11 protein-coding genes are annotated in these 13828 nt (G+C 67.3%); 8 read left to right on the top strand and 3 right to left on the bottom strand.

Features of this window, described 5'->3' with window-relative positions; genetic code table 11:
- The first annotated feature begins 77 nt into the window (after window positions 1-77).
- Complete coding sequence (locus ACJH6H_RS01885) at window positions 78-1970, top strand: DUF222 domain-containing protein (protein WP_406774132.1); 1893 nt, start codon at window positions 78-80, stop codon at window positions 1968-1970.
- 113 nt (window positions 1971-2083) lie between these two features.
- On the opposite strand, the gene ACJH6H_RS01890 is transcribed toward ACJH6H_RS01885, so the two are convergent.
- Complete coding sequence (locus ACJH6H_RS01890; protein ID WP_131808711.1) at window positions 2084-2266, bottom strand: hypothetical protein; 183 nt, start codon at window positions 2264-2266, stop codon at window positions 2084-2086.
- 98 nt (window positions 2267-2364) lie between these two features.
- Window positions 2365-3759 (bottom strand): C4-dicarboxylate transporter DctA, encoded by a 1395-nt coding sequence (dctA, locus tag ACJH6H_RS01895; protein ID WP_318984100.1) that lies wholly within the window; start codon window positions 3757-3759, stop codon window positions 2365-2367.
- A gap of 98 nt (window positions 3760-3857) precedes the next feature.
- On the opposite strand from dctA, the gene ACJH6H_RS01900 reads away from it, so the two are divergent.
- From ACJH6H_RS01900 to secA, 7 genes are all read left to right on the top strand, one after another.
- Window positions 3858-4487: a dTMP kinase gene (locus tag ACJH6H_RS01900; RefSeq protein ID WP_060999048.1), complete on the top strand. Its 630-nt coding sequence runs from the start codon at window positions 3858-3860 to the stop codon at window positions 4485-4487.
- Between the two features lie 87 nt (window positions 4488-4574).
- Window positions 4575-5261 carry a two-component system response regulator MtrA gene (gene mtrA / locus ACJH6H_RS01905; RefSeq protein ID WP_020102929.1) on the top strand — a complete coding sequence of 229 codons (687 nt, stop codon included), beginning with the start codon at window positions 4575-4577 and terminating at the stop codon, window positions 5259-5261.
- Between the two features lie 43 nt (window positions 5262-5304).
- Window positions 5305-6957 (top strand): MtrAB system histidine kinase MtrB, encoded by a 1653-nt coding sequence (gene mtrB / locus ACJH6H_RS01910; RefSeq protein WP_060999049.1) that lies wholly within the window; start codon window positions 5305-5307, stop codon window positions 6955-6957.
- Complete coding sequence (lpqB, locus tag ACJH6H_RS01915) at window positions 6954-8714, top strand: MtrAB system accessory lipoprotein LpqB (protein WP_135355349.1); 1761 nt, start codon at window positions 6954-6956, stop codon at window positions 8712-8714. Before mtrB ends, lpqB begins: the two co-directional genes overlap by 4 nt.
- 37 nt (window positions 8715-8751) lie before the next feature.
- Entirely contained in the window at window positions 8752-9381 is a 630-nt protein-coding gene (locus ACJH6H_RS01920; RefSeq protein ID WP_060999053.1) for a ComF family protein, read from the top strand.
- A gap of 343 nt (window positions 9382-9724) precedes the next feature.
- Window positions 9725-10357: a ribosome hibernation-promoting factor, HPF/YfiA family gene (gene hpf, locus ACJH6H_RS01925; RefSeq protein ID WP_406774253.1), complete on the top strand. Its 633-nt coding sequence runs from the start codon at window positions 9725-9727 to the stop codon at window positions 10355-10357.
- Window positions 10358-10485: 128 nt separating this feature from the next.
- Window positions 10486-13254, top strand: coding sequence for a preprotein translocase subunit SecA (gene secA, locus ACJH6H_RS01930; protein ID WP_060999057.1), 2769 nt, complete (start codon window positions 10486-10488; stop codon window positions 13252-13254).
- A 5-nt stretch (window positions 13255-13259) separates the two neighbouring features.
- Here secA and ACJH6H_RS01935 read toward each other — a convergent pair whose 3' ends face one another.
- On the bottom strand, window positions 13260-13760 hold the full coding sequence (locus tag ACJH6H_RS01935; protein WP_060999059.1) for an Rv3235 family protein: 501 nt from the start codon (window positions 13758-13760) through the stop codon (window positions 13260-13262).
- Window positions 13761-13828: the final 68 nt, after the last annotated feature.

Genomic DNA, 13828 nt, shown 5'->3' on the forward strand with positions numbered 1-13828 from the left:
CACTGACCTCAATGATCTATCTCTGCCTGGGCGGGCTCCACCCTCAGCTACCCACGAGAAGGTGAGGAGTAGCACACATGTTCGAACATTCTGGTATCGGGGCCGGCGGTGTGCCGGTCCACGATGCCGGCGTGGTCGACTTGATGATCCACTTCGCGCGGGTGGAAAACCAGTGCGCTGCGGGCCGGCTGACAGCCGTCGCCGACCTGGCGATGCTGCGGGTCGATGATCAGGATGGCCGGCAGTGGTGGGCCTGCGATGGTTGGGACGCCGCGGTCGCCGAAGTCGGGGCGGCGCTGGGGATCGGGAAGCGCGAGGCGTCGGGGCAGTTGTCGATCGCGGTGGCGTTGCGGTTCCGGCTACCTCGGGTGGCGGCGGTGTTCGCCGACGGTGGAGTCTCGGCGCGGACGGTCGGGGCGATCTGCTGGCGTACTCGTCTGGTCGAGGACCCCAACACGCTGGCGGTGATCGACGCCGCGCTCGCGGGAGCACTGTCGGAGTGGGCGGGGTTGTCGCGCAAGAAGATCGAGAAGAAGATCGACGGTTGGGTGCAGAAGTTCGACCCCGCCGCAGTCCTGAAAGTCCGCTCAGCAGCGCGCCGCCGTGGGGTCGGGGTGGGCAAGCCTGATGACGAGACCGGCGTGGCCTCGATCTGGGGTGCACTACTGGCCACCGATGCCGAACTGCTGGATCGGGTGCTGACCGAGATGGCCCGGCAGGTGTGCGAGAACGATCCGCGTACGTTCGGGCAGCGCCGCGCTGACGCCCTGGGAGTCCTGGCAGCACGCGGGGACCTACTGGCCTGCCAGTGCGGCAATCCCGACTGCCCGGCGGCTGGGCCTGATGCGCGGGCGACGGCGGTGATGATTCATGTGCTGACCAATGGGCTGCCGGCGCCGGTGCCTGACCCGCTGCTCAGCGGGGACCCGGCCGCGCCGCTGGTGCCCACGCCGGCCCCGTCTGCGCCGGAGCCGGTGTTCACGCCTGAGCCGGTCTTCGCACCTGCACCTGCGCCAGCAGCCGAGCCGGCGAACGACATGGCGTCGACGCCCATGCCTATGTCCGAGCCGGCGCCGGTGGCCGATTCGCGGGCCGCTGAAACCCTGGCGCCTGTTGCGTTCGAACCAGCCAGCGACAGCACGTCCACACCGGTGGTCGACGCGGCGCCCACGCCGGCGACCGCGCCGGTGCCTGAGTCGGCGCCCGCACCGGCGCCTGCGCGGCCTCCGGCGCCGGTGCGGGCGCCGGTCGGTTATGTCCTCGGCGGCGGCGTGATCCCGCCGACAGTGTTGGCGGACCTTGTCGCCCGGGGCGCGAAGGTCCGTTCGGTCGCCTCCGCCGCCGACCTGGATGAGGTGCCGCGATACCGGCCGTCGGCCGCGATGGATGAGTTCGTGCGGATGCGGGCGATGACGTGCATGTTCCCGGGCTGCGATCACCCGGCCACCGCCTCCGATATCGACCACACGGTGCCGTGGCCGGCCGGTCCCACCCATCCGGGCAACCTGAACCCCAAGTGCCGCAAACACCACTTACTGAAAACGTTCTACGGCGGCCCCGACGGCTGGCAGGACCGTCAACAACCCGACGGCACCATCGTGTGGACCGCACCGACCGGGCACACCTACATCAGCGTGCCCGAAAGCCGAATCCTGTTCCCCCGCACCATCACCGACACGCCACTGCCCAATCCACCACCAGAGACCGTCGATCTGGACACTGTCACGGCCCCCGGCCGGAGCATCATGATGCCCATCCGCCGCCGCACCCGCGCGCAAGACCAGGCCCAACAGATCGCCTACGAACGCGCACTCAACGAAGCCGAGCTGCAAAAAATCGCAGACGGCGAAGAAGCCGCCGCTCGCCGCCATGCGGCGCGCGAAGCCGCCCGCCAGGCCGAAGAACAACAGCAATCGCGGGAGGCGGCCGAGCCCCCGCCAGCAGATAGCGACGTCCCACCGCCACTCTGACCGACACGTGAATACCCCTGGAAAAGAATGAATTTCAGGGGTATGCGCGCTTGGCACTCGCTGATGAGACTACTGCTTGGCCTCGATGACGCCAGCCAACAGCTGACTGTAGGTCAAGCGCCCGAGGAGCTGAAAGCAGGCATCCTTTTGGTGCCGCGCTCGTACCAATACACTTCCCAGGCGCCTTCAGGGGACTGCTCGACAGCCCACGCGTAGTCCGCATGCCCACCGAGCGCAACGGTCGCAGGCGAGATGCCGATTGATTCCAGAGCCCTTGCCAATTCGGTGAGCGTCAACTTTGTTCTCCTTCGCCTCGGCTGCTTCCGCTACAACGCCAGTTCGGATGGCGGCCGAAGGGGGGCGAGTCGGTCGACAGGTCCTAGCCGTAGGGCGATCAGTTGGACGTGGATGCAGTACGTCCGCCACCCTCAGCCGTATCCACCATAGGGTCAGGGTCGTCGAGCGGTGGAACGTCTTGGCCGTCGAGCACTTTGCGCATGCGGTCCTTGTCGAGTTGTCCTTCCCAAGCGGCCACGACGAACGTCGCGACACAGTTGCCCAGCAGGTTCACTGAGACACGCATCGAATCCATGATGCGGTCGGCGCCCAGGAGCAGGGCCACAGCGGCAACCGGGATGGCGCCGTGGCCGATGGCGGCTACGGTCGCCGACAGCGCGAGGAATGACGATCCGGGCACTCCGGCCATGCCCTTCGATGTCAGCATCAGCACCAGGACCGCGGTGATCTGTTCGCCGAGGCTCAGGTTCACGCCCAAGGCCTGGGCCAGGAACAGCACACAGATCGAGAGGTAGAGGGTCGCTCCGTCGAGATTGAACGAGTAGCCGGTCGGCACCACCAGACCCGTCGTGGTGCGTGAACAACCGGCATTGGTCAGCTTGGCCATGATGCGCGGCAGGACGACCTCGGTGGACGCGGTGCCGAGCGCCAGGAACAGCTCGTCCTTGATGTAGACGACGAACTTCCACAAGTTCACCCCGGCAAAGACCCTGGCGACGACCCCGAGCACCACGATGAAGAGCGCGGCCGCGAGATAACAACAGCCGATCAGCTTGGCGAAACTGCTCAGGGAACCGATGCCGTACTGGCCGATGATGTAGGCCATCGCCCCGAACGCGCCGATCGGCGCAAGTCGCATCACCCAGCCGATGACGGTGAAGAACAGGTGGCTCAGGTGGTCGACGATCTCGAGGATGACGGGCGGCCCCTTCTCGCCGAACTTGGCCAACGCCAGCCCGAATAGGACGGCGAAGAACAGCACCTGCAGCAGGTTGTTGTCGGTGAATGCCTTGAACACCGACTCCGGGATGATGTTCAGCAGAAAGTCGACGGTGTGGGGCAGTTCCTTGTTCTGGGTCTTCTTCGCGATCGCGTCGGCCCCGGCCGCCAGCGTGGCGGCGTTGACGTGGAAACCTGCCCCGGGTTTGACGATGTTGCCGACCACCAGCCCGAAGAGCAGCGCGAAGGTGGTCACCGCTTCGAAGTAGATCAACGCTTTGACGCCGATCCGGCCGACCGACTTGAGGTCGCCGACGTGCGCGATGCCCAGCACGACGGTGCAGAAGATGATCGGCGCGATCAGCATCTTGATGAGCTTGATGAAGCCGTCGGCGAGCGGCTTGAGGTCCGCGCCGACTTTCGGCTGCAGCCAGCCCACCAGGATCCCGGCGACGATTGCGACGAGCAACTGCACGAAGAGCGACGTGTACCAGGGTGGCTTGTTCGCGAGCCGGATCATCTCGCTTTTGGGAGGTTCGATCTTGGTCGCCATCGCGCGAAAGTACTGATCAGGCGTCACCGTGCGATTTCTGCGATGTTTCTGTGACGTCGCGCAGCAGATATATCCAATCCAGCAATTAGTCTCGCCACGTGCTGATCGCAATCGAAGGCGTCGATGGTGCCGGGAAGAACACCCTGACCCAGGGCCTGCGGGCGCAGTTCGAGGCCCACGGCAAGTCGGTGACCACCGTGGCGTTCCCGCGGTACGGCCGCTCGGTCGAGGCGGACATCGCGGCCGAGGCGCTGCACGGCCAGCACGGCGACCTGGCGGAGTCGGTGTACGCGATGGCGATGCTGTTCGCGCTCGACCGCGCGGGCGCCAAGGCGGAGATCGCGGAACTGAGCGACGCGCATGATGTGGTGATCCTCGACCGGTACGTCGCCTCCAACGCCGCCTACAGCGCGGCCCGGCTGCACCAGGACGCCGACGGGGAAGTCGTCGCCTGGGTGCGGCAACTCGAGTTCGAGCGGTTGGGGCTGCCGGTGCCGGATTGGCAGCTCTATCTCAACGTGCCGACCGATCTCGCCGCGGAGCGGGCGGCGCGCCGGGAAGCGCAGGACGCGACGCGGACCCGCGACGCCTACGAGCGAGACGGCGGACTGCAGGGCCGCACCGCGGCGGTTTACACCGCGCTGGCGGGCGAAAACTGGGTCGGCAGTTGGGCTTTGGTGGCACCTGACGTCGACCCGGGGGAGCTGGCCGCCACGCTGCTGGGGTGATCGGGCCACGTCGCTTACCAGCAAGTTGTCAGGTAGAAGGCAAAACACCCATCGGAGATCACAGCTTTATCGCGATCTGGTGACACCATGGACGCCATGAGGCAACGCATTCTGGTCGTCGACGACGACCCATCTCTGGCCGAGATGCTCACCATCGTGCTGCGGGGCGAAGGCTTCGACACCGCCGTCATCGGTGACGGCAGCCAGGCGCTGACCGCGGTCCGCGAGCTGCGTCCGGATCTGGTGCTGTTGGACCTCATGCTGCCCGGAATGAACGGCATCGACGTCTGCCGTGTGCTGCGCGCCGACTCGGGCGTGCCGATCGTCATGCTGACCGCAAAGACCGACACGGTCGACGTGGTGCTGGGCCTGGAGTCCGGCGCCGACGACTACGTCATGAAGCCCTTCAAGCCGAAGGAACTCGTGGCGCGGGTGCGGGCGCGGTTGCGCCGCAACGACGACGAACCGGCAGAGATGCTGTCCATCGCCGACGTCGACATCGACGTGCCGGCCCACAAGGTGACGCGTCAGGGCGAGCAGATTTCGCTGACGCCGCTGGAGTTCGACCTGCTGGTCGCTCTCGCCCGGAAGCCGCGCCAGGTATTTACTCGTGACGTGCTGCTCGAACAGGTGTGGGGCTACCGCCACCCGGCGGATACCCGCCTGGTGAACGTCCACGTGCAGCGCCTGCGGGCCAAGGTCGAGAAGGACCCCGAGAACCCGCAGGTGGTGCTGACCGTTCGAGGAGTGGGATACAAGGCCGGACCGCCGTGATCGGACGGCTCGTCACGCCCGAGCCTGAGACCGTAGGGCGCCGGTGATCTGGGGATCCCGACGGCGTATCCGTGGCGGTTTCGGCTCGGGCGCTTTCGTGCGCGGGCTGGGTGCCGTCGGCCGGGTGGTCGGCTACGCCTGGCGCCGCTCGCTGCAACTTCGCGTGGTGTCCCTGACGCTGGGGTTGTCCCTTGCGGTCATTCTCGTGCTCGGTTTCGTGCTGACCAGTCAGATCACCGATCGGATCCTCGAAGCCAAGGTCCGCGCCGGTACCGAGGAGGTCGAGCACGCCCGCACGACGGTGAGCGGCATCGTCGGCGGCGAGGAGACGCGCTCGCTCAACAGCAGCCTGCAGCTGGCGCGCAACACTCTCATCGACCGCAAGGTCGATTCGGGCTCGCGGCTGGCCGGTGCGTTCGACGCGGTGCTGGTGGTGCCTGGTGACGGTCCGCGGGCGGCCACGTCGGCCGGGCCGGTGGGCGAGATTCCGAACTCCTTGCGGGACTTCGTCAAAGCCGGTCAGGTCAGCTATCAGTACGCGACGGTCCACACCGACGGGTTCTCCGGTCCGGCGCTGATCGTCGGTAGCCCGACGTCGTCGCAGGTCACGAATCTCGAGCTGTACCTGATCTTTCCGCTGAGCAACGAAGAGAGCACCATCGCTCTCGTACGCGGCACCATGGCCACCGGCGGCATCGTGCTGCTCGGCCTGCTCGCGGCCATCGCCCTTTTGGTGGCGCGGCAGATCGTGCTGCCGGTGCGCTCGGCGTCGCGCATCGCCGAGCGGTTCGCCGAAGGGCACCTCACCGAGCGCATGCCCGTGCGCGGCGAGGACGACATGGCGCGCCTGGCGGTGTCGTTCAACGACATGGCCGAGAGCCTGCACAAGCAGATCACTCAACTCGAAGAGTTCGGAAATCTGCAGCGCCGCTTCACTTCTGACGTCAGTCACGAGCTGCGGACGCCGCTGACGACGGTGCGCATGGCCGCAGACCTGATCTACGACCACAGCGAGGAACTCGACCCGGCGCTGCGGCGCTCGACAGAGTTGATGGTCAACGAGCTCGACCGCTTCGAGACGCTGCTGGCCGATCTACTGGAAATCTCCCGGCACGACGCCGGTGTGGCCGAACTGTCGGTGGAGTCGGTCGACCTGCGTGACACCGTGCAGAGCGCGCTCGACAACGTCGGCCACCTGGCCGACGACGCGAACATCAAACTCGCCGTGCATCTTCCCGACGAGGCCGTCATCGCCGAAGTGGATCCGCGCCGCGTCGAGCGCATTCTGCGCAACCTCATCGCCAACGCGATCGACCATGCTGAGAAGAAGCCCGTTCAGATCAAGATGGCCGCCGATGTGGATACCGTGGCAGTGACGGTCCGCGATTTCGGCGTGGGTCTGCGACCGGGCGAGGAGAAGATGGTGTTCAGCCGGTTCTGGCGCTCTGACCCCTCGCGGGTACGGCGCTCCGGCGGCACCGGCCTCGGCCTGGCCATCAGCATCGAGGACGCCCGCCTGCACCAGGGCCGGCTGGAGGCCTGGGGCGAGCCCGGGCACGGCGCCTGCTTCCGGCTCACGCTGCCGCTGGTGCGCGGTCACAAGGTGACCACCAGCCCGCTGCCGCTCAAACCCACTGGCCCCAAATCGGTTACGGCCCTCTCGTCCGGCGAACTGCCCGCGGGGGAGACGTCATGAAAGGGGCACTGGCGCTCTGCGCGGTGCTGATGCTGGTCCTGACGGGATGCGCCGGCGTACCCAGTTCGTCGGCACCGCAGGCTGTGGGCACGGTCGACCGTCCGGCCCCGCGGAATCTGCCGACGCCGTCGCCGGGCATGGACCCGGACCTGCTGCTGCGCGAATTCCTCAAAGCGACCGCCGATCCCGCGAACCGGCATCTCGCGGCACGCCAGTTCCTCACCGAATCGGCCTCCCGCTCCTGGGACGACGCCGGTAGTGCCCTGCTGATCGACCGCGTCGTGTTCGTGGAAACCCGTGGCACGGACAAGGTTTCGGTGACCATGCACGCCGACATCCTGGGTTCGCTGTCGGATGTCGGGGTGTTCGAGACCGGCGAGGGCGCGCTGCCCGACCCGGGCCCCATCGATCTGGTGAAGACGCCGCGGGGCTGGCGCATCGACAAGCTGCCCAACGGGGTTTTCCTGGACTGGCAACAGTTCCAGTCCACCTATAAACGGGACACACTGTACTTCGTCGACCCGACCGGCAAGACCGTCGTGCCCGACCCGCGCTACGTCGCGGTGTCCGACCCGGACCAACTCGCCACCGAACTCGTCACCAAGCTGTTGTCCGGGCCGCGCCCCGAGATGGCCAGCAGCGTGCGGAATCTCATGGCCGCACCGCTGCGGTTGCGTGGTCCCGTGACGCGGGCCGACGGCGGCAAGACCGGTGTCGGGCGGGGCTACGGCGGCGCCCGCATCGACCTCGAGAGCTTGTCGACCACCGACCCGCACAGCCGGCAACTGCTTGCGGCACAGATCATCTGGACGCTGTTCCGGGCCGGCGTCAACGGCCCGTATGTGATCAACGCCGACGGTGCCGCCCTCGACGACCGCTTCGCCGAAGGGTGGAACACCTCCGACGTCGCGGCCACCGATCCGGGTGCCGATCCCGGCGCGGCGGCCGGACTGCATGCCCTGGCCGGGGGATCGCTGGTGTCGCTTGAAGGAGACAACGCGCCGCGGGTTGCCGGCGCGTTCGGCCAACTGCCGGGCCAGACCTCGGCGGCGTTGTCGCGTAGCGGGCAGGAGGTCGCCTCGGTGGTGACGCTGCGGCCCGGCGCGCCGGACATGGCGCAGTCGCTGTGGGTGGGTCCGCTCAACGGCGATGCGGCCCAGGCGCTCGACGCGCACACGCTGACGCGTCCCAGCTGGTCGCTCGACGATGCGATCTGGATCGTCGTCGACGGCACCAACGTCGTGCGCGCGATCCAGGAGGCGGCGTCGGGCCAGCCCGCCCGCATCCCCGTCGACTCGTCGGCCGTGGCCACCAAGTTCCCCGGTCCGATCAGCGCGCTGCAGCTGTCCCGGGACGCCACCCGTGCCGCCATGGTGATCAACGGCCAGGTGATCCTGGCGAGCGTCGAGTTGCGTGAGGGCGGCCAGCTCGCGCTCACCTATCCACGCCGGCTCGGCTTCGGTCTGGGCAACACGGCGCTGTCGCTGTCCTGGCGCACCGGCGACGACATCGTGGTGACCCGCACCGACGGCGCGCATCCCGTGTCATACGTCAACCTCGACGGCGTGAACTCCGACGGACCCACCCGGAACCTGGTCGTCCCGGTGTCCACCGTGGCGGCCAATACCTCGACGGTGTACCTCGCCGATCAGCGCGGGATTCTGCAGCTGTCGGGTTCGGCAGCGGACAACAACCTGATGTGGACCGATATCCGGCCGCTGATGGTCGCGGGCGCGCTGCCCGTGCTCCCTGGCTGATCGGGCTGGTGTCGTACCCCCGAGTCATGCTGACCCCATGCTCGACCTGGTCTTGCCCGTCGAATGTGGTGGCTGCGGCGCGCCGGCGACGCGCTGGTGTCCCGCCTGCGCGGCGGAACTGACGGTCCGCCCCGACGAGCCGCACGTCGTCACGCCGCGTGAGGACCCGGGGGTGCCGGTCTTCGCGCTCGGGCGCTACGCCGGAGCCAGAAGACGGGCCGTCGTCGGACTCAAAGAGCACGGCCGCACCGATCTCGTGGCGCCGCTGGCCGACGCGGTCGCCGCGGCCCTGCGGACGTTGATCACCTGGGGTCTGATCGTGCCGCCGTTGACGGTGGTGCCCGCGCCCACCCGCAGCCTGGCCGCCCGGCGCCGCGGCGGCGACCCCGTCGCGAAGATCGCACGCGCCGCGGCCGCGGCTCTTCCGGGAGTGACGGTCCAGCCGGCGCTGGCCATGCGGGCCTTCACCAGAGACTCCGTCGGCCTCTCCAGTGCGCAACGACAGCGCAACATCCGCGGCCGGGTTCGACAGCGCACACCGGTGGCGGGGGAGACCATTGTGTTCGACGATGTGGTGACGACCGGTACGACGGCAGCCGAGGCCGTTCGGGTCCTGCAAACATCCGGAGCACAGGTGGCGGCGGTGCTCGCAATAGCACACGCGTGAGCCTCGAGACGGCACGACACGGCCGGAGCAGTACCTACATCAACTCGATATGAAGTTCTCAAAACCGGTATGCGAAATCGGTGGCACGACTAGGTGAACTCGGACTACCGTCGGCTGCAACCACCCGTGAAGCCTCACGGCGGTACCGACATATTCACTCGGTACCAAATCGCTGACAGCGGTAGGAGGTGAGTAGTCAACACCTTGCGCCGGGCTGCGGCGACTTGCAGACCCGCTCGGCGCGTAGTTCAGACCGTGTGCAAGAAGAGCCACACGTGCACTGCGAGAGAGAAGCGAGTTGCTAAGCATGACAACCCAATCCGTGGATTCTGCCCGCTCGACCATGTTTGCCGACGACACCGAGCCTGCGCCCGAACCGCACGCCGACGTCGTCGTCAAGGGCCGCAACGTCGAGGTCCCCGAACACTTCCGCATCTACGTTTCCGAGAAGCTCGCTCGATTGGAGCGCTTCGATCGCACCATCTACCTGTTCGATGTCGAACTCGACCACGAGAAGAACCGGCGCCAGCGCAAGAACTGCCAGCATGTCGAGATCACGGCACGCGGCCGCGGGCCGGTCGTTCGCGGCGAAGGCTGCGCCGACAGCTTCTACGCGGCCCTCGAATCGGCCGTCGGCAAACTCGAGAACCGGCTCAGGCGCAGCAAGGACCGCCGCAAGATCCACTACGGCGACAAGACGCCGGTGGGCCTGGCCGAGGCGACGTCCATCGTCCCGCCCGAGGATCTGCCGGAGGTGCCGAACCAGACCGCAGCCGCCGAGGTCGACGACCATGTGCCCGGTCAGGTGGTCCGCGTCAAGGAACACCCGGCCAACCCGATGACGGTCGATGATGCGCTCTACGAGATGGAGCTGGTCGGACACGACTTCTTCCTGTTCCATGACAAGGAGAGCGACCGGCCGACGGTGGTCTACCGCAGACATGCCTATGACTACGGATTGATCCGTCTGTCCTGAGGTCCCGCTGATGCGCCCCCGGCCGAACCGCCGGGGGCGCACTCTTATCTGCCGATTCCGCCGGTCACCTACGATGGTCACGTCTAACCCGCCGACGTATATCCGTTCCAGACCCACAGGGGAAAAGCGTGCTGTCGAAGTTGCTCCGCATCGGTGAAGGCCGCATGGTCAAGCGCCTGCAAAAGGTCGCCGACTATGTCAACACCTTGTCCGATGACGTCGAGAAGCTGTCGGACGACGAGCTGCGCGCCAAGACCGAAGAGTTCAAGAAGCGCATCGCCGGTGGCGAGTCGCTCGACGACCTGCTGCCCGAGGCCTTCGCCGTCGCCCGCGAGGCGGCCTGGCGCGTGCTGGACCAGCGCCACTTCGACGTCCAGGTGATGGGCGGCGCGGCGCTGCACTACGGCAACGTCGCCGAGATGAAGACCGGTGAGGGCAAGACCCTGACCTGTGTGCTCCCGGCCTACCTCAACGCGCTCTCCGGCAAGGGTGTGCACGTCGTCACCGTCAACGACTACCTGGCCAAGCGCGACAGCGAGTGGATGGGCCGCGTGCACCGCTTCCTCGGCCTGGAGGTCGGGGTGATCCTGTCGCAGCTGACGCCGGAGGAGCGTCGCGCCGCGTACAACGCCGACATCACCTACGGCACGAACAACGAGTTCGGCTTCGACTACCTGCGCGACAACATGGCGCACTCGGTCGACGACATGGTCCAGCGCGGCCACAACTTCGCCATCGTCGACGAGGTCGACTCGATCCTCATCGACGAGGCCCGTACCCCGCTGATCATCTCCGGCCCCGCCGACGGCGCCTCGAACTGGTACACCGAGTTCGCGCGCATCGCGCCGCTCATGGAGAAGGACGTCCACTACGAGGTCGACATCCGCAAGCGCACCATCGGTGTGCACGAGGCCGGCGTGGAGTTCGTCGAGAACCAGCTGGGCATCGACAACCTCTACGAAGCCGCCAACTCACCGCTGGTCAGCTACCTGAACAACGCCATCAAGGCCAAGGAACTGTTCCAGCGCGACAAGGACTACATCGTCCGCGACGGCGAGGTCGTCATCGTCGACGAGTTCACCGGCCGCGTGCTGGTCGGCCGCCGCTACAACGAGGGCATGCACCAGGCCATCGAGGCCAAGGAGCACGTCGAGATCAAGGCCGAGAACCAGACCCTGGCCACCATCACGCTGCAGAACTACTTCCGCCTCTACGACAAGTTGTCCGGCATGACCGGTACCGCGGAGACCGAGGCCGCTGAGCTCCACGAGATCTACAAGCTCGGGGTGGTGCAGATCCCCACCAACCGGACCATGATCCGCCAGGACCAGTCCGACCTCATCTACAAGACCGAAGAGGCCAAGTACATCGCCGTCGTCGACGACGTGCAGGAGCGCTACGAGAAGGGCCAGCCGGTCCTGATCGGTACCACCAGCGTCGAGCGGTCGGAGTACCTGTCCAAGCAGTTCACCAAGCGCCGCATCCCGCACAACGTGCTCAACGCCAAGTACCACGAGCAGGAGGCGAGCATCATCGCCGAGGCGGGCCGGTTGAAGGCCGTCACGGTTGCCACCAACATGGCCGGCCGCGGTACCGACATCGTGCTGGGCGGCAACGTCGACTTCATCGCCGACGCGCGCCTGCGCAAGCGCGGTCTGGACCCGGTCGAGACCCCGGAGGAGTACGAGGCGGCCTGGCACGAGGAGCTGCCGAAGGTCAAGCAGCTGGTCGAGGAGGAGGCCAAGAAGGTCCGCGAGGTCGGTGGCCTGTACGTGCTGGGCACCGAACGGCACGAGTCGCGTCGTATCGACAACCAGCTCCGCGGTCGCTCGGGCCGTCAGGGTGACCCGGGCGAGTCCCGGTTCTTCCTGTCGCTGTCCGACGAGTTGATGCGCCGCTTCAACGGTGCCACCCTCGAGGCGCTGCTGACCCGGCTGAACCTGCCGGACGACGTGCCGATCGAGGCCAAGATGGTGACCCGCGCGATCAAGAGCGCGCAGACCCAGGTCGAAGGGCAGAACTTCGAGGTCCGCAAGAACGTCCTCAAGTACGACGAGGTGATGAACCAGCAGCGCAAGGTCATCTACCGCGAGCGCAAGGCGATCCTCGAGGGTGAGGACGTACAGGACACGGCGCACAAGATGCTGGTCGACGTCGTCACCGCCTACGTCGACGGCGCCACCGCCGAGGGCTACGCCGAGGACTGGGATCTGGCCAAGCTGTGGGACGCGCTCAAGACGCTGTACCCGGTCGGCCTGGACTACCACAACCTGATCGACTCCGACGAGGTCGGCGAGCCGGGCGAGCTGACGCAGGACGAGCTGCGTGAGGCGCTGATCGCGGATGCCGAAAAGGCTTACGCCAAGCGCGAAGCCGACCTGGAGGCCATCGCCGGCCCCGGCGCCATGCGGCAGCTGGAGCGCAGCGTCCTGCTGAACGTCATCGACCGCAAGTGGCGCGAGCACCTCTACGAGATGGACTACCTCAAGGAGGGCATCGGCCTGCGGGCCATGGCGCAGCGCGACCCGCTGGTCGAGTACCAGCGCGAGGGCTTCGACATGTTCACGGGCATGCTCGAAGGCTTGAAGGAGGAGTCGGTCGGCTTCCTGTTCAACGTGCAGGTCGAGGCTCAGCAGGCGCCGCAGGTGGCCCCGGTCGCCGCGCCGCAGGGGCTCGCGCAGTTCGCCGCGGAGGCCGAGCAGAACGCCGCCCAAGAGCAGGCCGCACCGGCCGCGTTGCGCGCCAAGGGAATTGAGGACAAGGCCCCGGCCATGACCTACAGTGGTCCAGCAGAGGACGGGTCCGCGGAGGTGCGTCGCGAGGGTGGCCGGCACGCGGCGGGCCCGGGCTCGCGTCGGGAACGCCGTGAGGCCGCGCGCAAGCAGAAGCGGCGGTAACCCGCTCAACCCAGCTGCAGGGCCACGAATTGCCAACGCCCGCCGAGCATTTCGATGCGTCCGGCGGCGGCGTGCAGACGTGGCCCGCGGCTGAAGGTGGCGAACACCTCGGCGGCCGTGGGCAACCCGTCCTGTTCACGGGCGGTGCGTAGCCGCACCTTGCGCAGCGCTGCCGTGCCGTCGCTCCGGTTGTGGTGGGGCCATGACGACATGGCGTCGAACAGTGTCGAGGTGACCAGCGGACGCAGCTGCGCCATCGGCCGGCGCCGGTCGCTGACCTCCAGGACCCGGCGCAGGGCGGCGTCGGCGAACATCAGCGCGGCCGTGGGCGGCGCGACCTCGTGCCGAGATACGACGGCGGATACGGTCGCGCAGTCCGGTTCGGGATCGGCCACCACCTGCAGTCGGTTGGGGGCACGCACCGCCGCGCCGGTCTCGATCGGCGCAGGCTCGTAGTCGACGATCGGCGCCGTGAGGTCGATGTCGATGCGGGTCGATGCGGTCATGAAATCTCTCCAGCCGTCGGTCAGGTGCGTGACGCATCTGCTGGAGAGTTGCAGACCGCTAAATCATC

The sequence above is a fragment of the Mycobacterium sp. SMC-21 genome, assembly GCF_045310825.1.
Taxonomy (GTDB): domain Bacteria; phylum Actinomycetota; class Actinomycetes; order Mycobacteriales; family Mycobacteriaceae; genus Mycobacterium.